Annotated in this window: 19 protein-coding genes; 2 read left to right on the forward strand and 17 right to left on the reverse strand. The window is 61.4% G+C overall.

Annotated features, from left to right (window positions below; all coding sequences use genetic code 11):
- Positions 1 to 32: 32 nt before the first annotated feature.
- The 4 genes from tuf to rpsL all read right to left on the reverse strand — a co-directional run bounded on the left by tuf (position 33) and on the right by rpsL (position 4,269).
- Positions 33 to 1,208 (reverse strand): elongation factor Tu, encoded by a 1,176-nt coding sequence (gene tuf, locus ACXAF5_RS16865; protein ID WP_239322645.1) that lies wholly within the window; start codon positions 1,206 to 1,208, stop codon positions 33 to 35.
- Positions 1,209 to 1,270: 62 nt separating this feature from the next.
- Positions 1,271 to 3,388, reverse strand: coding sequence for an elongation factor G (fusA, locus tag ACXAF5_RS16870; RefSeq protein ID WP_474947468.1), 2,118 nt, complete (start codon positions 3,386 to 3,388; stop codon positions 1,271 to 1,273).
- 20 nt (positions 3,389 to 3,408) lie between these two features.
- Positions 3,409 to 3,879 (reverse strand): 30S ribosomal protein S7, encoded by a 471-nt coding sequence (rpsG, locus tag ACXAF5_RS16875; RefSeq protein ID WP_239325784.1) that lies wholly within the window; start codon positions 3,877 to 3,879, stop codon positions 3,409 to 3,411.
- 18 nt (positions 3,880 to 3,897) lie between these two features.
- Positions 3,898 to 4,269, reverse strand: coding sequence for a 30S ribosomal protein S12 (gene rpsL, locus ACXAF5_RS16880; RefSeq protein WP_005621086.1), 372 nt, complete (start codon positions 4,267 to 4,269; stop codon positions 3,898 to 3,900).
- Positions 4,270 to 4,635: 366 nt separating this feature from the next.
- Here rpsL and ACXAF5_RS16885 point away from each other — a divergent pair, with 366 nt between their 5' ends.
- On the forward strand, positions 4,636 to 5,442 hold the full coding sequence (locus ACXAF5_RS16885) for a putative rhamnosyl transferase (protein WP_474947469.1): 807 nt from the start codon (positions 4,636 to 4,638) through the stop codon (positions 5,440 to 5,442).
- Here ACXAF5_RS16885 and ACXAF5_RS16890 read toward each other — a convergent pair.
- The 13 genes from ACXAF5_RS16890 to secE form a co-directional block, all read right to left on the reverse strand.
- Positions 5,421 to 6,302: a DMT family transporter gene (locus ACXAF5_RS16890; RefSeq protein ID WP_474947470.1), complete on the reverse strand. Its 882-nt coding sequence runs from the start codon at positions 6,300 to 6,302 to the stop codon at positions 5,421 to 5,423. The two genes, ACXAF5_RS16885 and ACXAF5_RS16890, sit on opposite strands and share 22 nt — an antisense overlap.
- 1 nt (position 6,303) lies before the next feature.
- Positions 6,304 to 7,116 (reverse strand): glycosyltransferase, encoded by an 813-nt coding sequence (locus ACXAF5_RS16895; RefSeq protein ID WP_474947471.1) that lies wholly within the window; start codon positions 7,114 to 7,116, stop codon positions 6,304 to 6,306.
- 163 nt (positions 7,117 to 7,279) lie between these two features.
- Entirely contained in the window at positions 7,280 to 11,512 is a 4,233-nt protein-coding gene (rpoC, locus tag ACXAF5_RS16900; protein ID WP_474947472.1) for a DNA-directed RNA polymerase subunit beta', read from the reverse strand.
- A 53-nt stretch (positions 11,513 to 11,565) separates the two neighbouring features.
- On the reverse strand, positions 11,566 to 15,705 hold the full coding sequence (rpoB, locus tag ACXAF5_RS16905; RefSeq protein ID WP_474947473.1) for a DNA-directed RNA polymerase subunit beta: 4,140 nt from the start codon (positions 15,703 to 15,705) through the stop codon (positions 11,566 to 11,568).
- Between the two features lie 295 nt (positions 15,706 to 16,000).
- Complete coding sequence (gene rplL / locus ACXAF5_RS16910) at positions 16,001 to 16,375, reverse strand: 50S ribosomal protein L7/L12 (protein WP_239325797.1); 375 nt, start codon at positions 16,373 to 16,375, stop codon at positions 16,001 to 16,003.
- An 80-nt stretch (positions 16,376 to 16,455) separates the two neighbouring features.
- On the reverse strand, positions 16,456 to 16,974 hold the full coding sequence (gene rplJ / locus ACXAF5_RS16915; protein WP_474947474.1) for a 50S ribosomal protein L10: 519 nt from the start codon (positions 16,972 to 16,974) through the stop codon (positions 16,456 to 16,458).
- Between the two features lie 313 nt (positions 16,975 to 17,287).
- Complete coding sequence (locus ACXAF5_RS16920) at positions 17,288 to 18,193, reverse strand: glycosyltransferase family 2 protein (RefSeq protein ID WP_474947475.1); 906 nt, start codon at positions 18,191 to 18,193, stop codon at positions 17,288 to 17,290.
- 28 nt (positions 18,194 to 18,221) lie between these two features.
- Entirely contained in the window at positions 18,222 to 19,178 is a 957-nt protein-coding gene (locus tag ACXAF5_RS16925; protein ID WP_474947476.1) for a glycosyltransferase family 2 protein, read from the reverse strand.
- A 149-nt stretch (positions 19,179 to 19,327) separates the two neighbouring features.
- A complete protein-coding gene (rplA, locus tag ACXAF5_RS16930) occupies positions 19,328 to 20,026 on the reverse strand; it encodes a 50S ribosomal protein L1 (protein ID WP_239325805.1) in 699 nt (232 codons plus the stop codon).
- A gap of 1 nt (position 20,027) precedes the next feature.
- Entirely contained in the window at positions 20,028 to 20,453 is a 426-nt protein-coding gene (rplK, locus tag ACXAF5_RS16935) for a 50S ribosomal protein L11 (RefSeq protein ID WP_474947477.1), read from the reverse strand.
- Between the two features lie 160 nt (positions 20,454 to 20,613).
- A complete protein-coding gene (locus tag ACXAF5_RS16940) occupies positions 20,614 to 21,861 on the reverse strand; it encodes a glycosyltransferase family 4 protein (RefSeq protein ID WP_474947478.1) in 1,248 nt (415 codons plus the stop codon).
- A 104-nt stretch (positions 21,862 to 21,965) separates the two neighbouring features.
- Entirely contained in the window at positions 21,966 to 22,499 is a 534-nt protein-coding gene (nusG, locus tag ACXAF5_RS16945; RefSeq protein ID WP_474947479.1) for a transcription termination/antitermination protein NusG, read from the reverse strand.
- A gap of 192 nt (positions 22,500 to 22,691) precedes the next feature.
- A complete protein-coding gene (gene secE / locus ACXAF5_RS16950) occupies positions 22,692 to 22,889 on the reverse strand; it encodes a preprotein translocase subunit SecE (protein ID WP_239325811.1) in 198 nt (65 codons plus the stop codon).
- Positions 22,890 to 23,101: 212 nt separating this feature from the next.
- Here secE and ACXAF5_RS16955 point away from each other — a divergent pair, with 212 nt between their 5' ends.
- Positions 23,102 to 25,252 (forward strand): O-linked N-acetylglucosamine transferase, SPINDLY family protein, encoded by a 2,151-nt coding sequence (locus ACXAF5_RS16955; protein WP_474947480.1) that lies wholly within the window; start codon positions 23,102 to 23,104, stop codon positions 25,250 to 25,252.
- Positions 25,253 to 25,430 lie beyond the last annotated feature (178 nt).

Genomic DNA, 25,430 nt, shown 5'->3' on the forward strand with positions numbered 1-25,430 from the left:
CAGTCCGTATGGCGCGTCGATGCGATCCTGGCTTACGCCAGGATCTTCGACACGACGCCCGCGCCGACGGTGCGGCCGCCTTCGCGGATGGCGAAACGCAGACCGTCTTCCATCGCGATCGGGGCGATCAGTTCAACTTCGAACTTCAGGTTGTCGCCCGGCATCACCATCTCGGTGCCTTCCGGCAGGGTCACGGTGCCGGTCACGTCGGTGGTGCGGAAGTAGAACTGCGGACGGTAGTTCGCAAAGAACGGGGTGTGACGGCCACCCTCTTCTTTGGTCAGAATGTATGCTTCTGCCTCGAATTTGGTGTGCGGGGTCACGGAGCCCGGCTTACACAGAACCTGACCACGCTCAACGCCGTCACGGTCAACACCGCGCAGCAGCGCGCCGATGTTGTCGCCGGCTTCACCGCGGTCCAGCAGCTTGCGGAACATTTCCACACCGGTGCAGGTGGTTTTCTTGGTGTCGTGGATGCCGACGATTTCGATTTCGTCGCCAACATTGATCACGCCACGCTCCACACGGCCGGTCACAACGGTACCGCGGCCGGAGATCGAGAACACGTCTTCGATCGGCATCAGGAACGGCTGGTCGACAGCGCGCTCGGGGGTCGGGATGTAGTCATCCACGGCCGCCATCAGTTCCTTGATCTTCTCTTCGCCGATTTCCGGGTTGTTGCCTTCCATCGCCGCCAGCGCGGAGCCCGCGATGATCGGGATATCGTCGCCCGGGAAGTCGTAGGAGGACAGCAGTTCGCGGATTTCCATCTCGACGAGCTCCAGCAGCTCTTCGTCGTCGACCTGGTCAACCTTGTTCATGAACACGACCAGCGCGGGAACGCCAACCTGACGCGCCAGCAGGATGTGCTCGCGGGTCTGGGGCATCGGGCCGTCGGCTGCGTTCACAACCAGGATGGCGCCGTCCATCTGCGCCGCACCGGTGATCATGTTTTTCACATAGTCAGCGTGGCCGGGGCAGTCGACGTGCGCGTAGTGGCGGGTCTCGGTTTCATATTCCACGTGGGCGGTGGAGATGGTGATACCGCGAGCTTTTTCCTCCGGTGCGCCGTCGATCTGGTCGTAGGCGCGGAAGTCGCCGAAGTATTTGGTGATTGCTGCGGTCAGCGTGGTTTTACCGTGGTCAACGTGGCCAACGGTGCCGATGTTGACGTGCGGTTTATTACGTTCAAACTTTTCCTTAGCCATGATGGCCTCCTTTTAGCTTTGGGAGGGAGCGCCGCCCCCGGCACTCCCCCAAATCGTCACGCTTACGCGTATTTCGCCTGGATCTCGTCAGAGATGTTCTGCGGGACCGGATCGTAGTGAGAGAACTGCATCGTGAACTGCGCGCGGCCCGAGGACATGGAGCGCAGGGTGTTGATGTAGCCAAACATGTTCGCCAGCGGCACGTTTGCGTCGATCGCAATCGCGTTGCCGCGCGGCTCCTGGCCGGACACCTGGCCGCGACGGGAGGTCAGATCGCCGATGATACCGCCGGTGTATTCTTCCGGGGTGATCACTTCGACTTTCATGATCGGCTCGAGCAGCTTCGCACCAGCCTTGCGCATGCCTTCACGCATACACATGCGCGATGCGATCTCGAACGCCAGAACGCTGGAGTCAACGTCGTGGAACTTACCGTCGATCAGGGCAACCTTGAAGTCGATCACGGGGAAGCCAGCCAGCGGGCCGCTGTCCATGACCGAGGTGATGCCTTTTTCAACACCGGGGATGTATTCTTTCGGAACGGCACCACCAACGATGCGGGACTCGAAGGAATAGCCTTCACCGGCTTCTGTCGGCGAGATGATCATCTTCACCTCGGCGAACTGACCCGAACCACCCGACTGTTTCTTGTGGGTGTAGGTGTGCTCGACCTCGTGACCAATGGTCTCGCGGTAGGCAACCTGCGGGGCACCGATGTTGGCCTCAACCTTGAACTCGCGCTTCAGACGGTCCACCAGGATGTCCAGGTGAAGTTCGCCCATGCCCTTCATGATGGTCTGACCGGACTCGAGGTCGGTTTCGACGCGGAAAGACGGGTCTTCGGCGGCCAGACGGGCCAGACCCTGGGACATTTTCTCCTGGTCGCCCTTGGTTTTGGGCTCCACGGCAATCTCGATCACCGGATCCGGGAAGGTCATGGTTTCCAGAACCACCGGCTCCTTGGCGTCGCAGAGGGTGTCACCGGTGGTGGTGTCCTTCAGACCCGCCAGCGCGATGATGTCGCCTGCAAACGCTTCTTCGATCTCCTCGCGGTTGTTGGAGTGCATCATCATCATACGACCGATGCGCTCTTTCTTACCTTTGGTGGAGTTCAGGATCGAGTCGCCCTTGTTCATCACGCCGGAGTAGATCCGGGTGAAGGTCAGGGAGCCGACGAAGGGGTCGTTCATGATTTTGAACGCCAGACCGGCAAACGGCATCGAGTCGTCTGCACGACGCGGAATGTTACGGGTCTCGGTTTCGTCGCCCGGCTTAAAGCCCATGTAATCAACAACGTCGAGCGGGCTCGGCAGATAGTCGATCACGGCGTTCAGCAGCGGCTGCACACCTTTGTTCTTGAACGCGGAACCGCCCAGAACCGGAACGAAGGCCATGTCCAGGGTCCCTTTGCGCAGCAGTTTGCGCAGGGTCGGAACGTCGGGCTCTTCGCCTTCGAGGTAGGCCATCATCGCGTCGTCGTCCATTTCGACGGCCGCTTCGATCATCTTGCCGCGCCATTCGTCCGCCATCTCCTTGAGGGAGTCGCGGATGTCTTCCTGGTACCAGGACGCGCCGAGGTCTTCGCCGCGCCACACCCATTCTTTCATGGTGACGAGGTCGACGAGGCCTTCCAGCTCGTTCTCGGCGCCGATCGGAATACCGACGGGAACGGCGCGGGCGCCGGTGCGGTCTTCGATCATGTTGACGCAGTTGAAGAAGTCAGCGCCGATCTTGTCCATCTTGTTGACGAACACGATGCGCGGAACCTTGTAGCGGTCAGCCTGACGCCACACGGTTTCGGTCTGGGGTTCAACGCCGGCGTTGGCGTCAAGCACGCAGACAGCACCATCGAGAACCGCCAGCGAGCGTTCAACTTCAATGGTGAAGTCAACGTGGCCGGGGGTGTCGATGATGTTCAGACGGTGCTTTTCGGTGTCGGCAGTCTTACCGTCCTCAGTGCGTTCCCAGAAGGTGGTGGTTGCAGCCGAGGTGATGGTGATGCCGCGTTCCTGCTCCTGCTCCATCCAGTCCATGGTGGCTGCACCATCGTGCACCTCACCGATGTTGTGGGATTTGCCGGTGTAAAACAGGATGCGCTCAGAGCAGGTGGTTTTACCTGCATCGATGTGCGCCATGATACCGAAGTTACGGTAGCGGTCTAGCGGATAGTCGCGTGCCATTTGGATGAGCCTCTAAAGAGTTACCAGCGATAGTGCGAGAAGGCTTTGTTTGCCTCAGCCATCTTGTGCGTGTCTTCGCGCTTCTTAACGGCAGTACCCCGGCTTTGTACAGCGTCGAGGAGTTCACCGGCGAGGCGTTCTTCCATTGTGTTCTCGTTGCGACCACGCGCAGCGGTGATCAGCCAGCGGATCGCCAGCGCTTCACGACGCTCGGGGCGGACTTCAACGGGAACCTGGTAGGTTGCACCACCCACACGACGCGAACGGACCTCGACGGAGGGTTTCACGTTGTCGAGGGCCTCGTGGAACACTTCCACGGGCGCGCGCTTGATTTTCGCTTCAACGCGGTCAAAGGCGTTGTAAACGATGCTTTCTGCGACCGATTTCTTACCATCGATCATCAGGTTGTTCATGAATTTGGTGAGAACGCGGTCGCCGAACTTGGCGTCGGGCAGAACTTCGCGTTTTTCAGCAGCGTGACGACGGGACATCTATGCTTATCCTTCTTCTTACTTAGGACGCTTCGCGCCGTACTTGGAGCGACGCTGCTTACGGTCTTTGACACCCTGGGTATCCAGAACACCACGCAGGATGTGGTAACGGACACCCGGAAGGTCTTTTACACGACCGCCACGGATCAGAACCACGGAGTGTTCCTGAAGGTTGTGGCTTTCACCCGGGATGTAGGAGATCACTTCGAAACCGTTGGTCAGGCGGACCTTCGCAACTTTCCGCATCGCGGAGTTCGGTTTCTTCGGCGTGGTGGTGTAGACGCGGGTGCAGACGCCGCGCTTCTGCGGGCACTGCTCCAGGTGCATGGATTTGGAGCGTTTTACTTTCGGCTGACGCGGCTTGCGGATCAGCTGTTGGATCGTTGGCATTCCGGTTGGTTCCCCGTTTTGCAACACTATGTCATGCACGCGGACCGGAATGCCCGGAGACGTGCGGCGAATTCATCTGCATCTGCCACATACGCAAACGCAAAAACCGCAAACGTTCCCATTCCGAGGTGAACGTCGCGGTGGGTTTACAGAGGGTCGGGGTGGTAAAAGTGCCCTGACCTTGAGCCACTACAGATATGATATCGGCGTAGGAGGGACTTCTCCCCTGAGCCGGATAGCGCGCGTATATTGAGAGTCGCGAGGGATGTCAACACGTGGCCCGGCGGGCGGGCCTTGCTCAGCACCGGTTGCCCCGGCATAGTCGCAGGCGGACGAGAAGTGTTTTATTCACAGGAATTGTCAGGAATGCAAGTCATTGGTCTGTGCCGGTTTTCCTACCCCGCCATCGGCGGTTTTCAGGTGGAGCACGACAGCATCGAGGACCGCATTGCCTTTCTTTATGCCGAGGCCCGGCTGGAAGAGCGCTTTCGCCTGTTCGAGACGGTCGCCCTGCCCTGCCTGCGGGCGCAGACCGATCCCGATTTCGATCTGATCGTCGTCATCGGCGACAGCCTGCCCGCCCACCACCAGGCGCGCCTGCGGGATCTCGTGGCGGGAATGCCGCAGGTCCGCATCGAGACGCATCCGCCCCGGCGCCAGCGCGCCGTCATGAAGGACATCCTGAACGCGGCCCGCCGCGACCCCGACGCGCCCTGTCTGCAATTTCGCCATGATGATGATGACGCGGTCTCGGTCGATTTCATCGAGCGCCTGCGCGGCACCATTTCGGATTGCCCCGGGCTGGTGGCACGGCACCGCAGCGTGGCGGTGGATTTCAACATGGGCTACGCGGCGGAGTTCGGCGCCGACGGGATCGCCGCGTCAGAGATCCATCGCCCCTATTATGTCGCCGGGCTTGGCATGTATGTGCGGGGCGGCGACAAGGTGACGATCATGAACTTTGCCCATGAAAAGATCCTGCGGTTCATGCCCACGATTACCCTGTCGGACGCGCCGATGTTTGTGCGCGGGCTGCATTCCTCGAACGACTCCCGGCAGAAACCCGTGAAACCCATCCCCGTGACGCCGCTTACCCCTGAACAGGCCGCAGAGTTCGAGGCCCGTTTTGCCATCTCCGAGGCCGAGGTGCGTCAGGTGTTCTCGGCCACCTGACGTTCGCGCAGCAGCGTGAACAGCCCCGCCGCCACCACGATGCCAGCACCGAGGAGCGTGAGACCCGAGGGAAACTCGCCAAAGACAACCCACCCCAGCAACAGCGCCCAGACCAGCCCCGTATAGCGCAGCGGCGCCACCGCCGAGACCTCGCCCACACGGATGGTCATCACCGCCGAGAGATAGGCCAGCAGGATCAGAACCGCCGTGGCGCAGAGCAGGCCCCACTCTCTCAGCCCCACCGGTTGCCAGCTTTCTCCCACCCCCAGCCCGATACCAAACAGCATCACGGAAAAGGCCGCCAGAAAGGTCACGGTCAGCGATGGCACCGCGGGCGACATCTTGCGCGTGACCAGGTCGCGCAGGGTCAGCACTGCCACCGCCAGCAGCGCATAGATCGTCGCGGGGCCGAAATCCGCCCCCCCGGGCCGCACGATCAACAACATCCCGACAAAGCCGACGCCGATCGCCAGGCTGCGGCGCCAGCCGACGCTTTCGCCCAGGAACAACGCCGCACAGAGCGTGACCGTGAGGGGCAGGATTTGCAGCACCGCTGTCACATTCGCCAGCGGCAGTTGCAGCAGCGCCGACAGAAAGAAGTAGGTCGCCGCCATCTCGGTGGCGCAGCGGGCCAGGACCAGCGCCCAGTCGCGGCGGCAAAAATCGAACCGCAACGCCCCCATCGCCCGCGCCAGCCCGGCGAGCAGCAGGCTCGCCAGTACACCGCGGATGGTCACGATCTGCCACAGGGGAACGGTTTCGCCGACCAGTTTCACCAGCGTATCGTTGAAGGTGAAAAAGGCCATGCTGCCCAGCATCAGGAGCGCGCCTTTCTGGTTCGGGCTCAGAGATCCTGTCATGTCAGATCGCTTTCAATTCGCTGAGGCTCAGACCGAAATGGGCGTGCAGGTCGGCATCGATCTCCGCCTCGCTCTGCCGCGCCGTCAGCCCCATCATCGCCGGGGTGGAATGGTTGTCCCCGTGCACCGTGCGGATAAAGGACGGCACGGATATATCCGAAAACAGCGGATAGTGCTGCGCGAATTTGCGGTGGTTGTAGCGATAGGGATTGCCCTTGCCCGACACAGGCCGCACCAACGCAGTCCCCGCCGAGAGCGGCGCCCGTTCGCAACTGTCCACCACGGCGGGCGGCTGGCCTTCTTCGCGGACCAGGTAGAGGCCGCGGTTGAACGCCATGGCAAAGGGCGTCTCGGCGCTGGCCTGAAGCGGAAGCAGACCCGTAGCCAGCCGCTTGCAGCGGGCCACATAGTCGCGATCCAATGCGTCATCATCATCCAGACGGAACAGGATACGGTGGCTTTCGCCCTGTTCCGGTATTGCGGCATAGGCCTCTTTCAGGATCTGAAAGTGGTTGTCCGGGGCGAATTGCAGCAGTGTCATATGGGCGTGCGGCGCAAGCAAATCCTGTAGGCGCGTCAATACTGGTTGCGGCAGGCGATCAGAGGTCGCCACCACCAGGTGAAACTCAGCATCCCCCTGCCGCACGAGGGATGGCAGGCACAGCTTTTCGAACAGATGCAGCCGCAGTGCCATGCGCTCGGGCGCAAAGATGGCCTCAGCCGCGGTCTCCAGATCCGGGTAGCGATCAGCGTTGAAGGTCGGCGTCAGGAGCGAAAAGCGGATCACGCCGACCATATTGAATGTTGCCGCCATCGCGTTGCCTCTCTCCCCGGCCTTGACCTCCAACAGAAACCACGCCCCCGGCCGCTTGCCAAGGGTCTTGATGCACCGCCTGCCCGGCCCCGCGCGCGCAACGAAAAAGCCCCGCGTCACGGTGGACGCGGGGCTTTCTCAAGTCAGTGACACGAGGTCAGGCTCAGTCGCGGCTTTCCGGGGTTTCCACCAGGAAATCCGCATCCGCAACATCATCCGCCATCGGCGCTGCAAGGGCTGCTGCCGCTTCGGCCTCTTCGCGACGGGCCTCCAGGACCACATTGTCGCGCGAGGACGCGATATGGCGCACCTGCTGGGTGGCACCGCCGGTACCCGCCGGGATCAGGCGACCCACGATGACGTTTTCCTTGAGGCCGACCAGCTTGTCCTTCTTGCCCTGCACGGACGCCTCGGTGAGGACCCGTGTGGTCTCCTGGAAGGAGGCCGCGGAAATGAAGGAGCGGGTCTGCAGCGACGCCTTGGTGATACCAAGCAGGATGGGCTCGCCCTGCGCCGGGCGCTTGCCACGGCTGAGCGCCTTCTCGTTGGCGGCGTCGAACTCCTGCTTGTCCACATGTTCGCCCTTGAGGAGCGTGGTCTCGCCGGAGTCGGAGATCTCCCACTTTTGCAGCATCTGGCGAACGATCACCTCGATGTGCTTGTCGTTGATCTTCACGCCTTGCAGACGATAAACGTCCTGGACCTCGTCGATCATGTAGTTCGCCAGCGCTTCGACCCCCATGATGGACAGGATGTCATGCGGCGCCGGGTTGCCGTCCATGATGTAGTCGCCCTTCTGAACGAAGTCGCCTTCGACCACCGGGATGTGCTTGCCCTTGGGCACCATGTATTCCACGGCCTCCATGGACTCATCTGCCGGCTCGATGGAGATGCGGCGCTTGTTCTTGTAGTCGCGACCAAAGCGCACGTAACCATCGATTTCGGCGATGATCGCGTGATCTTTCGGACGACGGGCTTCGAACAGTTCGGCCACACGCGGCAGACCACCGGTAATGTCCTTGGTCTTGGCACCTTCACGCGGGATACGCGCGACAACGTCACCGGTTTCGATCTTCTGACCATCTTCGCAGGACAGGATCGCATCCACCGACATCGGGTAGGTCACCGGGTTGCCCAGGTCGTTGCGGACCGGTTCACCGTCGGCATCCACGAGGATGATTTCCGGCTTCAGGTCAGAACCCTTCGGTGCCGCACGCCAGTCGATCACGATCTTCTGGGTCATGCCGGTGGCATCGTCGGTTTCTTCGCGCACGGCCAGACCGGAAACAAGGTCCACGTATTTCGCGGTACCCGGCTTCTCGGCGATGATCGGCAGGGTGTAGGGGTCCCACTCGAACAGCTTATCGCCGCGCTTGACGTCCTGACCTTCCTTGACGAACAGCTTGGTGCCGTAGCCCAGCTTGTGGCTGGAGCGTTCTTCACCGTGCTCGTCCTGGATGATCAGCTTCATGTTCCGACCGACGGTCAGCACTTCGCCGTTGACGTTGGTGAGCGTGTTCGTGTTCTCGAACACGATCTTGCCCTCCTGGGACGCCTCGAGGAAGGACTGCTGACCACCCTGGGCCACGCCGCCGATGTGGAAGGTCCGCATCGTCAGCTGGGTACCGGGTTCACCGATCGACTGCGCCGCGATGATGCCGACGGCCTCACCGGAGTTGACCATGGTACCGCGCGCAAGGTCACGGCCATAGCACATGGCGCAGACGCCCTCTTCGCTTTCACAGGTCAGCGGGCTGCGGATGCGCATGGACTGAACGCCAGCGTCCTCGATGGCGTCGGCCATACGCTCGTCGATGAGCTGACCCGCGGCAACGAGGATTTCTTCGGTGCCCGGACGCTTGACGTCATCTGCCGCCACACGACCCAGCACACGCTCGCCAAGGGAGGCCACAACCTCGCCGTCGTTGACCGCGGTTTCCGCCGTGATCGCACGCTCGGTGCCACAGTCGTGCTCGCGCACGATGCAGTCCTGCGCAACGTCCACCAGACGACGGGTCAGGTAACCGGAGTTCGCCGTCTTCAGAGCGGTATCCGACAGACCCTTACGGGCACCGTGGGTGGAGTTGAAGTACTCCAGAACGGTCAGACCTTCTTTAAAGTTCGAGATAACCGGGGTCTCGATGATGTCGCCGTTCGGCTTTGCCATCAGACCACGCATCCCGCCCAGCTGACGCATCTGCGTCACGGAGCCACGCGCACCGGAGTGAGCCATCATATAGACCGAGTTCGGTTCCATGTCGGAGCCGTCTTCCGCCTTTTTGACCGCCGAAATGGTGGACATCATGGCTTCGGTCAGCTTGTCGTTACACTTCGACCAAGCATCCACGACTTTGTTGTACTTTTCGCCCTGAGTGATCAGGCCGTCCATGTACTGCTGTTCAAAGTCTTTCACCTGATCGCGGGTGTCGTCGACGATGGTCCACTTGGAATCCGGGATCACCATGTCGTCCTTGCCGAACGAGATGCCCGCCTTGAACGCCTCGCGGAAGCCCATGGTCATGATCTGGTCACAGAAGATCACGGACTCTTTCTGACCGCAGTAACGGTAGACGGTGTCGATGACCTGCTGAACTTCACGTTTGCGCAGCAGACGGTTGACCAGTTCAAACGGAGCTTTGGCGTTCTTCGGCAGCAGCGCACCAAGACGGGCACGGCCCGGCGTGGTCTCGAACCGCTGGAAGACCTCGTTGCCCTCTTCGTCGATCTGCGGAACCCGCACGGTGACTTTGGAGTGCAGATGCACCTCGCCGGCGTCCAGCGCGTGCTGAACTTCGTTGAGGTTACCAAAGATCTTGCCTTCGCCCTTCATGCCTTCACGCTCCAGCGTGAGGTAGTAGAGGCCCAAGATCATATCCTGCGACGGAACGATGATCGGCGCGCCGTTTGCCGGCGACAGAACGTTGTTCGTGGACATCATCAGGACGCGCGCTTCCAGCTGAGCCTCAAGGCTCAGCGGGACGTGCACAGCCATCTGGTCACCGTCGAAGTCCGCGTTGAACGCCGAACAGACCAGCGGGTGCAGCTGGATCGCTTTACCTTCGATCAGCGTGGGTTCGAACGCCTGAATACCAAGACGGTGCAGCGTCGGTGCGCGGTTCAGCATCACCGGGTGTTCGCGGATCACCTCGTCGAGGATATCCCAAACTTCGGGACGCTCTTTTTCAACGAGCTTCTTCGCCTGCTTCACGGTGGAGGACAGACCTTTGGCCTCCAGACGCGAGTAGATGAAGGGCTTGAAGAGTTCGAGCGCCATCTTCTTGGGCAGGCCGCACTGGTGCAGCTTCAGCTCGGGGCCGGTCACAATGACCGAACGACCGGAGAAGTCGACGCGTTTACCCAAAAGGTTCTGACGGAAGCGGCCCTGCTTACCCTTCAGCATGTCGGAGAGCGACTTCAGCGGGCGTTTGTTGGCACCGGTGATGACGCGGCCACGACGGCCGTTGTCGAACAGAGCATCAACGGATTCCTGCAGCATCCGCTTTTCGTTGCGGACGATGATGTCAGGCGCGCGCAGCTCGATCAGACGCTTCAGACGGTTGTTCCGGTTGATCACACGACGATAGAGGTCGTTGAGGTCGGAGGTCGCAAAACGGCCCCCATCCAGCGGAACCAGCGGACGCAGTTCCGGCGGGATGACCGGGATCACGGTCATGATCATCCACTCAGGACGGTTGCCCGACTCGAGGAAGGATTCCACGACTTTCAGACGCTTGATGATCTTCTTGGGCTTCAGTTCGCCGGTGGCCTCGGCCAGTTCGGCGCGCAGGTGCTCAGCTTCTGCCTCAAGATCGATCGCCGCCAGCATTTCGCGGATCGCTTCCGCACCGATATTGGCGGTGAAAGCGTCCATGCCATAGGCGTCTTGCGCGTCCATGTACTCTTCTTCGGTCATCATCTGGCCGTATTGCAGGTCGGTGAGACCCGGCTCGATGACAACGTAGTTTTCGAAATACAGAACGCGTTCGAGATCACGCAGGGTCATGTCCAGCATGAGGCCGATCCGGGACGGAAGCGACTTCAGGAACCAGATATGCGCAACGGGTGCCGCCAGTTCGATGTGGCCCATGCGCTCGCGGCGCACTTTTTGAAGGGTAACTTCAACACCACATTTCTCGCAGACAACGCCGCGATACTTCATGCGCTTATATTTGCCGCAGAGACATTCGTAGTCTTTGATCGGGCCAAAGATACGCGCGCAGAACAGGCCGTCACGCTCGGGCTTGAACGTGCGGTAGTTGATGGTTTCCGGCTTTTTGATCTCGCCGTAGGACCACGAGAGGATCCGTTCCGGGCTGGCCAGCGACACCTTGATCTCGTCAAAGACCTTCGGCGGGGTCAGCGGGTTGAACGGGTTATTGGTGATTTCCTGGTTCATTTTGATACCTCAAATCTTGCGGAAGGGGGGACGTGGGGTGAGGGGAAGCCCCCTCACTCCTCAACCTCCGCATCCAGGAGTTCCATGTTCAGGCCGAGGCCACGGACTTCTTTCACCAGAACGTTGAACGATTCCGGGACGCCCGCTTCGAAGTTGTCCTCGCCCTTGACGATCGACTCATAGACCTTGGTCCGGCCAGCGACGTCATCCGATTTCACGGTGAGCATCTCTTGCAGGGTGTAGGCGGCGCCGTAAGCTTCCAGAGCCCAGACTTCCATCTCACCAAAGCGCTGACCACCGAACTGCGCCTTACCACCAAGCGGCTGCTGGGTAACCAGCGAGTACGGACCGGTGGAACGGGCGTGGATTTTGTCATCCACGAGGTGGTGCAGCTTCAAGAGATACTTGATGCCCACGGTCACCGGACGTGCGAACTGCTCACCCGTGCGGCCGTCGAACAGGATCGACTGACCGGACTGGTCAAAGCCCGCGCGCACCAGCGCATCGTTGACGTCATCTTCTTTCGCACCGTCAAAGACCGGCGTTGCGATCGGCACACCACGGGTCACGTTGCCTGCGGCCTCGATGAGCTGGGTTTCGTCCATGGAAGAGATGCCCTCTTCATAGACGTTCTCACCATAGGCGTCGCGCATCGCATCACGCACGGGGGTCAGATCGCCAGTGCGGCGATAGTCCTGCAATGCGTCGTCGATTTTCAGACCCAGACCGCGTGCGGCCCAACCCATGTGGGTTTCAAGGATCTGACCAACGTTCATACGCGACGGCACGCCGAGCGGGTTAAGGCAGAAGTCCACCGGGGTACCATCAGAGAGGAACGGCATGTCCTCCATCGGCACCACGCGGGAGATAACACCTTTGTTCCCGTGACGACCGGCCATCTTGTCGCCCGGCTGCAGCTTGCGCTTCACGGCGATGAAGACTTTGACCATCTTCATCACACCCGGGGGCAGATCGTCGCCGCGACGGACTTTCTCGACCTTGTCCTCGAAACGGGCGTCCAGAGCACGTTTTTGTGCTTCGTACTGCTCGTTCAGAGCCTCAAGGATCTGGGCGTCCTGCTCTTCTTCCAGAGCAAGCATCCACCACTGACCACGGGTCAGCTGGTTGTCCAGCAGATCCTCGTCGATGACGGTGTTGCCACGCACGCCTTTGGGGCCTTTGACGGCAGTTTTGCCGAGCAGCAGATCCCGCAGACGGGCGTAGATGTTGCGGTCCAGAATGCCGAGTTCGTCGTCCCGGTCACGGGCCAGACGTTCGACTTCTTCACGCTCGATCTGCAGCGCACGTTCGTCTTTTTCAACGCCGTGACGGTTGAAGACGCGGACCTCAACAACGGTACCGTAATCGCCCGGCTTCACGCGCAGCGAGGTGTCACGCACGTCGGAGGCTTTCTCACCAAAGATGGCGCGCAGCAGTTTTTCTTCCGGCGTCATCGGGCTTTCGCCCTTCGGTGTGATCTTACCCACGAGGATATCGCCCGGTTCCACATCGGCACCGATGTAGACGATGCCCGCCTCGTCGAGGTTGCGCAGGGCTTCCTCACCGACGTTCGGGATGTCGCGGGTGATCTCTTCCGGCCCAAGCTTGGTGTCACGAGCGGCGACTTCGAATTCCTCGATGTGGATCGAGGTGAAGACGTCGTCACGCGCGATGCGCTCGGAGATCAGGATGGAGTCCTCATAGTTGTAACCGTTCCACGGCATAAACGCGACAACCACGTTCTTGCCGAGGGCCAGTTCACCCATATCGGTAGAGGGACCATCTGCGATCACTTCGCCCTTCTCGACCGTCTGACCCACTTTCACCAGCGGACGCTGGTTGATGCAGGTGTTCTGGTTCGAGCGCTGGAACTTGCGCATGCGGTAGATGTCCACGCCTGCGTCGCCCAGTTCGAGGTCGGAGGTGGCACGGATCACGATACGCTGAGCGTCGATCTGGTCGATCACGCCTGCGCGCTTCGCCATAATCGCCGCGCCAGAGTCGCGGGCCACGATTTCCTCAATCCCGGTGCCGACCAGCGGCGCTTCTGCGCGCAAGAGCGGAACCGCCTGACGTTGCATGTTCGAACCCATCAGAGCGCGGTTGGCGTCGTCGTTTTCCAGGAACGGAATGAGCGAGGCCGCAACCGACACCAGCTGCTTGGGCGACACGTCGATCAGGTCAACGCTTTCGTTCGGTGCCAGCGTGTAGTCGCCCGACTGACGGGTGGACACGAGGTCGTTCACAAAGCGGTTGTCTTCATCGAGGTTGGCGTTCGCCTGCGCCACGGTGTGACGCATTTCCTCGGTGGCGGACATGTAGTGAACCTCGTCGGTCACCTGTCCTTCTTTCACCACACGATACGGGGTCTCGATGAAGCCGTATTTGTTCACGCGGGCAAAGGTCGCCAGCGAGTTGATCAGACCAATGTTCGGACCTTCCGGCGTTTCAATCGGACACATCCGGCCATAGTGGGTCGGGTGAACGTCGCGCACCTCAAAGCCGGCACGCTCGCGGGTCAGACCACCGGGGCCAAGCGCCGAGAGACGGCGTTTGTGGGTGACTTCCGACAGCGGGTTGGTCTGGTCCATGAACTGCGACAGCTGCGAGGAGCCGAAGAATTCGCGCACAGCCGCGGCAGCGGGCTTGGCGTTGATCAGGTCCTGCGGCATCACGGTGTCGATCTCGACAGAGGACATACGCTCTTTGATCGCGCGCTCCATGCGCAAGAGACCAACGCGGTACTGGTTCTCCATCAGCTCGCCCACGGACCGCACACGACGGTTGCCGAGGTGGTCGATGTCGTCGATGTCGCCCTTGCCGTCGCGCAGTTCCACCAGCGCCTTGATGCAGGCGACGATGTCTTCTTTGCGCAGGGTGCGCTGGGTGTCTTCGGCATCCAGAGCCAGACGCATGTTCATCTTCACCCGGCCAACGGCAGAGAGGTCATAGCGCTCGCTGTCGAAGAACAGGGTGTCAAACAGCGCAGAGGCCGCTTCGACGGTGGGCGGCTCGCCCGGACGCATCACGCGGTAGATGTCCATCAGCGCGGTTTCGCGGGACATGTTCTTGTCCTGCGCCATGGTGTTGCGCATGTAGGGGCCGACGTTGACGTTGTCGATGTCCAGAACCGGAATGTCGGTGATACCCGCATCCAGCAGTTCCTTGACGGTGCCACCGATGATGTCGCCGTCCTTGTCAAACTCGAGGGTCAGCTCATCGCCGGCCTCGACGTAGATGGCGCCGTTTTCCTCGTTGATGATGTCCTTGGCGACATATTTGCCAACGATATGCTCGAAGGGCACCAGAAGCTCGGTGATGGTGCCTTCGTCGATCATCTTCTTGACCGCGCGCGGGGTCACTTTCTTGCCCGCTTCGCAGATGATTTCGCCGGTGGCGGCATCCACGAGGTCATAGGTCGGGCGGGTGCCGCGCACACGCTCGGGGAAGAAGGGGGTGACCCAGCCGCGCGACTTCTCAAGCTTGAAGTCGACGGTGTTGTAATAGGCATCCATGATGCCTTCCTGGTCGAGACCCAGCGCATAAAGAAGCGTGGTCACCGGCAGCTTGCGGCGACGGTCGATGCGGGCAAAGACGATGTCTTTGGCGTCGAATTCGAAATCGAGCCAGGAGCCGCGATACGGGATGATGCGGCAGGCAAACAGCAATTTACCGGAAGAGTGGGTCTTGCCCTTGTCGTGGTCGAAGAACACACCCGGTGAGCGGTGCATCTGGGACACGATCACACGTTCGGTGCCGTTCACGATGAACGTCCCGTTCGGGGTCATCAGGGGCATATCGCCCATAAAGACATCCTGTTCCTTGATGTCTTTTACCGATTTCGCGCCGGTGTCCTCGTCGACATCGAACACGATCAGACGCAGGGTGACCTTCAGCGGGGCCGAATAGGTCATGTCGCGCTGCATGCATTCGTCGACGTCGTATTTGGGACGCTCAAGCGCGTAGCTCACGAACTCCAGAACGGAGGTTTCGTTGAAATCCTTGATCGGGAAAACCGATTGGAACACCCCTTTGATGCCCTCGCCGTCAAGCGGCTGGGGTTCATCACCGGAGCGCAGGAAAAGATCGTAGGAAGATTTCTGGACCTCGATGAGGTTCGGCATGTCCAGCACTTCGCGGATCTTGCCGTAATATTTGCGAAGACGTTTCTGGCCAAGGAACGTTTGAGCCATGTCAGATGTCACCTTTCAGAGTTCTCAACACACAAGGATGCCGCCGGGCCCCGGCACCTCGTCCGTCAGAGACAGCGTGGTCTGGATCAATTCATGGCCACCGTCCCGAATGGCGACCTCCCGATCCAGCGAACCTCGCCTGAAAAAAGGGCCCACCCGCGTCAGGTGAAAAAGGCCCCTTTCTGAGACAGGTTCAGCCGGACCCGGGTTTCCCCGGATCCAGCCAAATGATGTGAGGCCTATAGAGCAGATATCCTGATCGGAAATCCAGCCCGAATGTCCTCTATCGCGGTGCTTAGGCCAGCTCGACTTCGGCGCCAGCTGCTTCCAGCTTGCCTTTGATGTCTTCGGCTTCGGCTTTGTCCACGCCTTCTTTGATCTTGCCGCCGGCTTCAACGAGCTCTTTGGCTTCTTTGAGGCCCAGGCCGGTGATGCCGCGGACTTCTTTGATGACGTTGATTTTGGACGCGCCGGCGTTCTTCAGAACGACGTCGAATTCGGTTTTCTCTTCCTCAGCAGCAGCTTCGCCGCCTGCCGGGCCAGCCATCACAACAGCGCCGCCAGCTGCGGGCTCGATGCCGTACTCGTCTTTGAGGATGGTTTTCAGTTCTTGTGCTTCCAGCAGGGTCAGACCAACGATGCTTTCCGCGAGTGCTTTCAGATCAGCCATTTTATCAGCTCTTTCCGTTTACAGATGTGTGTTCCAACGTGGGTGAGTTCACCCTACGCCAGTCAATAAGTGCCAACCGCTTACGCAGCTTCCGCCTTCTCTTCGATGGTCGAAAGGATGCTTGCGATGTTGCTTGCAGGTGCGCCAATCGCGCCGGCGATGTTGGAAGCGGGTGCACCGAGCATGCCTGCGATCTGAGCAATGAGCTCATCACGGGAGGGCATTTTCGACACGGCTTCAACGCCTGCACGGTCCAGAGCGTTCTCGCCCATTGCACCGCCGAGGATCTCAAACTTCTTGTTATCCTTGGCGAAGTCCTCGGCCACCTTGGCTGCTGCCACGGGGTCCTCGGAATAGGTCAGAACGGTCATCCCTGTCAGCAGGTCAGACATGCTTTCACACGGCTTACCCTCGAGGGCGATTTTGGCGAGCCTGTTTTTGGCAACACGCACGGAGCCACCCGCGTCACGAGCACGTGCGCGAAGGTCCTGCATCTCGGCAACTGTCAGACCGGTGTAGTGGGCAACGACCACCACGCCAGAGCTTTCGAAGATCTGGCCGAGTTCCTCGACCACTTTCTCTTTCTGGGCTCTATCCACAGTTCTCTCCAAGTTAGGGGCAGATGCCCCGGCTCATTTTCTGCCGCACCCCGAGAGGCACGGCGGTCAAGTCCGTTTTACGGGGTTTCAGCCAAAGTCGCCCGAGAGTAGGAAACTCTCGATCTATCATTGGTCTTACCCGTCTCAGGAGGGAAATTAAGGCCTGATCGACCGGCCACCCACCATCTTGGACGAAAAGGCACAAAGCGCGCGACGAATCGCACGCTTTGCACCGTGGGAGTTCTATAGTCCTGCAAACACGGATTTCCAACCCCTTAATTGGGCGGAAAGGCACCGCACGGATGCCACGCACTTAGGCCAAGGCAAGCTCAGAAAGCGGCGGATACGCGGTGTCCACCTCCAACAAGCGGCCGCGGGAGGCCAGCAAATTCACCTGACGGGCATTGAGGTAATGCATCCGCATGTAGAAGTCGCGAAGCCCCTCTTCATCCCCGGCCTCCAAGTACCCCTGCAGCGCCTTGAGAATCTCGTTGCGCCGGTTGCGGGCTTGCGCACCGACACGATATTCGAGCTTGCGGCGCCAGACATCATAATCGTCGCCATAATAATGGAGGATACCGACGCCGTCTTCTGCAGTGATTTTCTGGTCGACGATCCGCTTGCCATCCTCCCCAACCAGCCAGTGCGGATGAAACCGTTTGGAGGGGAGACCCGTTCGGACGACACTCTTGCCCACTGTGTGCCCGATCAACCCCCGGTTCGGCTCCATGTAACAGGAGAAGTCCCGGTAGACGCGCCGCGACAGACCGGGCCACATGGGGAGCCGGAACTGATCGCATGCCGCCGCCGCGTCGTCGCGCCTCACGTGCTCTGCCACACCCATCAGGATGCTGCGGACATCCGCCGGCTGCCGGGCGAGCAGATCTGACAAGCGATCATCGCGGCAATAGACCAGCTCATCCCCGTCAAGGTTCACAACCCAGTCGCTGGTCGCCCGCTGATAGAGGTAGCGCATCGCATGGTTCTGACGACGGGTGAAATGCTCCGCTTTGCCAATGCCGCACGCCTGCCAGAAGGCCTCTGTCGCAGGGTGAATATCCAGAGCGGGGATCCCCTCCAATCGCGGGATGGCCGGATCATCCGGATCGTCGAACACCAGATGCATGCGTTCCGCTCCCGCCGCGAGATGCCACGCGATGAAACGCTCAAGCACCGGCCAAGGCTCTCGGAGGATCGCAACCACCGACCATGTTGTCATGTTTTGCCCTCCCAGCATCACGCTGCGCCTAAAGCTTCGCCCCCAATGCGCCCAGATCCGCGAGCGACACCCCAAAGTGCTGCTGCATGGCTGCATCTATATTCATGTTCAACGTCAGGAGCACCCCATACGCCTCCATACGCTTCAGGCGATCAGACGTCGAACAATGAATACGAGAATGCAAATCCCGCAGCGCCTCATCCGGAGCGCTGCATGTCAGCGCCGATGCGACCCGCTCCGTCAGCCCGTCCGTAAATCCCCGCGAACCAGAACGCCAGTCAAGCTTCTGACGCCAGACGTCATAGTCCGCCCCGATCATATGGAGCAGGTAGGCATCGTGCTCGGGCCTCAACACCACCTCGTCGGCACCCCCCGGGCGCAATCCGCGGGGCCAATGCTGACGCAGAGCCAGGCCGTTGATGCCGCAGCGCACCAGAGATTTGCCGTGCGAATGCCCCACCAGCCCCTCGCGCCGCGGCCCGAACAAGGGGGCATCCTCGCCATAGACCGCGCGTCGCACCGCGCGTTCCATCGGCAGGCGAAAATGCAGTAGCGTATCCTCCCCTTCGACCAAGACCCGCTCCGCCGTGCGCACACGCACGGAGATCTTGCCCGTCGGCACCGCCGCCAACAGCGATGCGACCGAGCCCCCGTCCACAAACAGGAATTCATCCGCATCCACATTCAGCAGCCAACCGTCCGCATACTGCCGATAGACCCAGGTCAGGGCCGCGTTCTGGCGGGCGACAAAGGTCTCCGAGGGCGACAGCCCGAGCTGCGCCCAAAACGCTGGCGTGCAGGGGATGCAGCGGATGCGGGGATGCTCCGACAGAACCTCCAGCGCCGGGTCCTGCGGATCGTCGAAACAGATGACCAGCTCATCGGCGCCCTGCGCGAGGTACCAGGCGCAGAACTTCAGCACCTCGGCGAGGGGTTCGTTCATGATCGCCCCGACCCGCCAGACCGGCATCATGGTCTCTGCCATTCCCGCGCCTTCCCCATTGCTCCCGGCTTTCTGCCATCCCTCGTGCCCGCGCCAGCGGCCACGACTTGCATGTGCTTAGCCCGCGATCATGGACAAAAAAAGGCGGCACCGCAGCGCCGCCTTTCTTTTCGATCATGGAAGGGGTCCGATTACTCGGAAACCGCGCCTTCCACGTCAACAGTCACGCCCGGGCCCATGGTGGAGGACAGAGCGATTTTCTTCATGTAGGTGCCTTTGGCGCCCGAGGGCTTTGCCTTGGACACGGCAGAGATGAAGGCACGCACGTTTTCGACCAGCTTGGCTTCGTCGAAGGATGCCTTGCCAACACCGGCGTGCACAACGCCGCCTTTTTCCGCTTTGAACTGGACTTCGCCACCCTTGGCTGCTTCCACGGCCGCTTTCACGTCCATGGTCACGGTGCCGACCTTGGGGTTCGGCATCAGGTTGCGCGGGCCGAGGATCTTACCCAGACGGCCGACGACGGGCATCATGTCCGGGGTTGCGATGCAGCGGTCAAATTCGATGGTGCCGCCCTGGATGGTTTCCATCAGGTCTTCTGCGCCAACGATGTCTGCGCCAGCGGCCTGAGCTTCTTCCGCCTTGGGGCCACGTGCGAACACGGCAACACGCATGGTTTTGCCTGTGCCGTTGGGCAGGCCAACAACGCCGCGAACCATCTGGTCTGCGTGACGGGTGTCAACACCGAGGTTCATCGCGATTTCGACGGTCTCGTCGAATTTGGTGTTGGCGTTTGCCTTCACCAGTGCGACGGCTTCCTCGACGGTGAGGTTCGATTTGCCAGCGAAGGCTTCGCGCGCTGCGCGGGTACGTTTACCGAGCTTTGCCATCTTACTTCACCTCGATGCCCATGGAGCGGGCGGAGCCCAGGATGATCTGCATCGCGGCTTCGATGTCGTTCGCGTTCAGATCTTTCATCTTCGCTTCGGCGATCTCTTTCACCTGAGCGGCAGTGACGGTGCCTGCGGTCTCACGGCTCGGGTTGTTCGCGCCGGATTTGATCTTCGCAGCCTTCTTCAGGTAGTAAGACGCGGGCGGCGTCTTGATGTCCATGGTGAAGGACTTATCCTGATAGTAGGTGATCACGGTCGGGCACGGCGCACCGGGCTCCATTTCCTGCGTCTTGGCGTTGAACGCCTTGCAGAATTCCATGATGTTGATGCCGCGCTGACCCAGCGCCGGACCTACCGGCGGGGACGGGTTTGCCTGACCTGCAGGAACCTGCAGTTTCATCGTACCAGCAAGCTTCTTAGCCATCTGGTTGTCTCCTTTTCAACAGCCTCCGGGCGCGCCCGTCAGCTCTTTTGCGTTGCGTGGTCCGACCCCGTGCGTCGCGACGTCGGGGCCTCCCACAAGAATCACACCCGGTTGAGGAACCGGGCGGATTGGCGGCTGATACGCCCCATTGCTGCGGGAATCAACCCCCGGCGCGGCGCTTTGCTGCATGCTCGGCCGTGCTGCCGGGATCGGACGCGGCCTTGGCATGCGCCGCCAGCGCGGCGGCATACCAGCTCTGCGCCACCTGCGACCACGGGAACTCGGTCTCCGCCTTGATCCGCGCCGCTTTCGACAGGGCCTCCGCCCGCTCAGGGTGCTGCGTCAACTGCGTGACCGCCGCGGCCAGATCCCGCACGACCTGGGCTTCGTCCCCTGCCTCGACAAACAGCGCCTCCTCCTCGGTGGCCAGCCCAAGCGGCCCGCCCCACCGCAAGGGGACCACCGGCAGGCCGATGGCCATGCATTCCTGCACGATGATGCCGTTTGCTTCCTTGAGGCTCGGAAACAGGAGCGCGCGGTATTGGCCCAGCGCCTGCGACAGATCCTCATGCGCAAGCCAGCCCGCAAATGTCACCCGCTCGGACAGGCCGAGATCGCGCGCCAGCGCCTCCAGCTCTGTGCGTTGCGGGCCATCACCGTATAGCGTGAGGCGCGCCTCTTGCGGAGCCTGCGACAGGGCGCAAATGGCCAGATCCGCGCCCTTGTAAGGCACCATGCGGCCGATCCAGACAAAATGCGCGGGATTGTCGGCCGGGCGCACACGGGGCCGCGCAAGGAGGTCATCGCTGAGCCCGGCATCCCAGACATCCAACATGCGCCCCTCGGGGCAACCGGCCCAGCGCAGCGCCTCTCGCGTGCGGTCATAGCCCGAGACCAGCACCCGATCCGCGCGGGCAAACTGTCGCGACACCAGTGCCAGCGCTTGTTGCAGCGGTCGATAGACGCGCTGCTGCATCCGCAATCCGCGCCCGGCCAGATGCCGGAACCCCGGAGGATAGAAGATATTGCCCGACAGCGGCCCGATCACATAGCGGTAGCCCTTAGGCGGAAAGCGCTGCTCCACCGGGGAAATCGGGCACAGGTAGTGGATCACCACCTGAGCGGGATCAAAGCCGCGGCAGATCCGGGCGACCTCGAGATGGAAAAAACTGTTCACAAACCGCGCCAGTCCCGGCGTGCGCCAACAGGCCTTCATCAGGGTGCTGTCACGCACATAGATCACCCGATCCGCCGGCAGTTCTTCGGCAAGGGCGTCGCGGCAGCGTTCGTGGGTAATCAGCGTGGCGTCACGTCCATCTGCCAGCAGCTGCTGCATGTATTGCAGCGCCTTCATCGCCTCCCCGCCCATGGTCAGGGCAGCATTCGTCGACACGACGAGCAGTTTCATGGGCGCGGGCCTCCAATGGGACAAAACAAAATCGGCCCCACTCTAGGGGCCGATCGTCAGGTTCCCAATGGGAATTAAGGATAGCGCGCCGATACTCGCGGCGATCAGGCCTGCTTGGTGACCTGGGTGAAGTCCAGCTCCACCGGGGTTTCGCGACCAAAGATCGACACGGTGACCTTGAGCTTCTGGTTCTCGTCGTCGACGCCCTCGACCATACCGTCGAAATCCTCGAACGGGCCGTCGTTGACTTTGACCTTCTCGCCCACCTCGAAAGAGATCAGCGTGCGCGGTGCCTCGACACCTTCTTCGACGCGGCCCAGGATGCCCTGCACTTCGGCGTCGCGCATCGGCATCGGACGGCCTTGAGGGCCGAGGAAGCCGGTGACGCGGTTGATGGAGGAAATCAGGTGATAGCCCTGATCGGACATCTCCATATGCACCAGCACGTAGCCCGGCATGAAGCGGCGCTCTGTCGAGACTTTCTTGCCCCGACGAATTTCGATCACTTCCTCGGTGGGAACCAGAACCTCGTCGATCTCGTCCTCAAGACCCTGCTCCGCGACCGCGGTGCGAATCTGTTCTGCGATTTTCTTTTCGAAGTTCGAAAGAACGCTGACCGAATACCACCGTTTCGCCATGAACCTGCTCGTCCTTCTTGTTCCCTGCGGGCCTTGCCGCGTATCTCCGTGCAGCCTTTGGCTGCGGTCCAACAAAAATCGGCGTGCGAATCGCCGCACGCCTCATCCAGTATCGGCTGACCTATCCCTGTGCGCGGGCAAGATCAAGAGGCAACGGCGCACGGACCGCCATCGCACACTCGGGCACGCCCCTTAGCCGAACATCCCGAGAATGCCGTTCAGCCCGGTGCGGATCAACAGGTCCACCAGTGCAAAGAACACAGCAGTCAGCGCCGCCATGATGAACACCATGACCGTGGTCAGCAGAACCTCGCGGCGGGTCGGCCAGACAACCTTGCTGACTTCGGCGCGCACCTGCTGGATGAACTGTACGGGATTGATGGTGGCCATCGGGCTCTCACACTCTCTCTTGTCGACTGGAGCGCGATGTAACCGAGCAGCCCGGTAAATTCAAGGCCCCGTGCCGGGAATGCAGGTCGGGTGAGGTCAATTCAATCTTAATTGTTTGGGACGACAGTTTCAGCACCGGCAGGCAGAACCGCCTTCCTGTCCCTCGACAGGTCCGACCGGGGACATAGTGCGCGAATACGAGATTGGATTCCATGACCCTTGCACCCGCTCTGCAGAACGCTGACCTCCTGTCCCAGACCGCTTCGCAAGAAGCCCCCCACAGACCGAGCACCCCGCCCCCCATCCAACTGCACCCCGATCCGGAGGCCGACCCGCTGCCCGCGGAGCTGGCCCGCAATCTCTCCATCGTTTATGACGCCGGGCAGTACGACGATACCAGTGCCGCCTGCGCGAAACTGCTGACCGCCTATCGCGACTCCGCCTTCCTGTGGACCCTGCAAGGCCTGTGCCACCTGCGCCGCCGGGCGTTGAACGATGCGCTGACCTGCCTCAACCGCGCCCGTGAACTGGCGCCGCGCCAGCCCGACGCCTATCTGGGCATGGCGGATGTGTATGTGCAGCAGAATCGCGCCGCAGACGCGGAGACCCATTTCCGCATGGCGCTCAACCTCGACGCCAACCACGTCATGACGCTGAACAACTATGCCAATTTCCTGACCGCCTGCGGACGCATCGACGAGGCGGCGCCCCTGCTGGAAGCCGCAGTGCACCAGGCCCCCCACAACGCGATTCTGCGCTACAACCTGGCCAATGCCAAACGGCACCTGGGGGAGACCGACATCGCACGCAGCCTCTATGAGGAGGCGCTGGAACGCGCTCCGGGGCTGCTCGAAGCGCGCTACAACCTAGGCCAGATGCTCTATGTTGACCGCGCCTACGAGGCGGCGGCGGCACAGTTTGACATCCTGCTGGAGGCCAACCCCGAGGATGACCGCGCCCGGGCCTACAAGCTCTTTGTCACGGCGATGCTGAACGATTTCAGCTGGGTGGACGACTATCAGACCCATCGCCGCCACCTGGGATTGCGCGGCAGTCCGGTGTCGCCCTTCACCGCCCTGGCCCTGGAAGACAACCCGGACCTGCTGCGCCTGCGCACGCAGGCCTACGCCAGTCCGATCTATTGCGCCCGCCTGCCCGCGCCCCCGGACCGGGAGCGCCCCTCGATCCGGCCGCCGCGGCTGCGCATCGGCTATTTCTCCGCCGATTTTCACAGCCACGCGACCATGTATCTGATGGCTGGCCTTCTGCGCGAACACGACCGCTCCCGTTTTGAGATCCACGCGTTTTCCTACGGGCCGGAGCGCGACGACAGCCAGCAGGCCCTGGCCCGCACTAGTGTCGAACACTTCCATGAGGTTTCAGGTCTGTCGGATCAGGATCTGGTCGCCCTCGCCCAAGAGCAGCAGCTGGACATTGCCATCGACCTCAAGGGGTTCACCGGTGGCACCCGCGCGCCCCTCTTTGCCGAACGGCTGGCGCCGGTGCAGATCTCCTACCTCGGTTATCCCGGCTCTCTGGGCACCCCCGCGATCGACTATGTGATCACCGACAATGTGGTCAGCCCCCCGGGCAGCGAGCGTCATTTCGAAGAACATCTGATCCGCCTGCCGCACAGCTATCAACCCAATGACGACCAGCGCCACATCGTGCCGCGCCAGTTCACCCGCGCGGATTGCGGCCTGCCCGAAGAAGGCTTCATCTTCTGCTGCTTCAACAACAGCTACAAGATCACACCGCGCGAGTTCGACGTCTGGATGCGCCTGCTTTGTCAGGTCGAGGGCAGCATCCTGTGGCTGCTCTCCAGTGGTCCGACATCAGAAGCCAATCTGCGCCGCGAGGCCGCCTCCCGTGGCGTCGATCCCGCGCGGCTGGTCTTTGCCGAACGCATGGCCCAGGATGAGCATCTGGCGCGGCAGAAGGTGGCAGATCTCTTTCTCGACACCTTTACGGTCAATGCCCACACAACCTGCAGCGACGCGCTCTGGGCCGGCCTGCCGGTGCTCACCCTGCCCGGGCGCCAGTTTGCCGCAAGGGTCGGCGCCAGCCTCGTCAGCGCGGCCAACCTGCCGGAACTGATCGCGGACAGCGAGGCCGATTACGAAGCCCGCGCATATGCGCTTGCGCTGGATCCGGAGCATCTGCTGTCCCTGCGCAGCAAGCTGATGGTGAACCGCCGCAAGGCGCCATTGTTTGACAGCGCAGGCTACGCCCGCCACCTGGAAGCCGCCTTCGACGCGGCCTTCGAGCGCTGGCGGACCGGCGAAGCGCCGACACATCTGACGCTGCTTGCGAACGACCATGCGCAAAGCGGGCCCGCATCCGCGGTGATCGCCGCCGAATAACTCCGCTGCAACTGGCGCGCCGGTGCATCCCCTATGGACCTGCGCGCCAAACACGCCGCGCCCCCGGGGGGCTTGTCACCGGGCTCATGTCGGCAGCGCAGCTCACGCGCTGCTGCAACGCGGCGTCACAACGCGCCATCCTCCGCTCACTCCGCTTCCCTGCCCTCGGGGCGACAAC

The organism is Epibacterium sp. ABV4_022 (assembly GCF_056159345.1).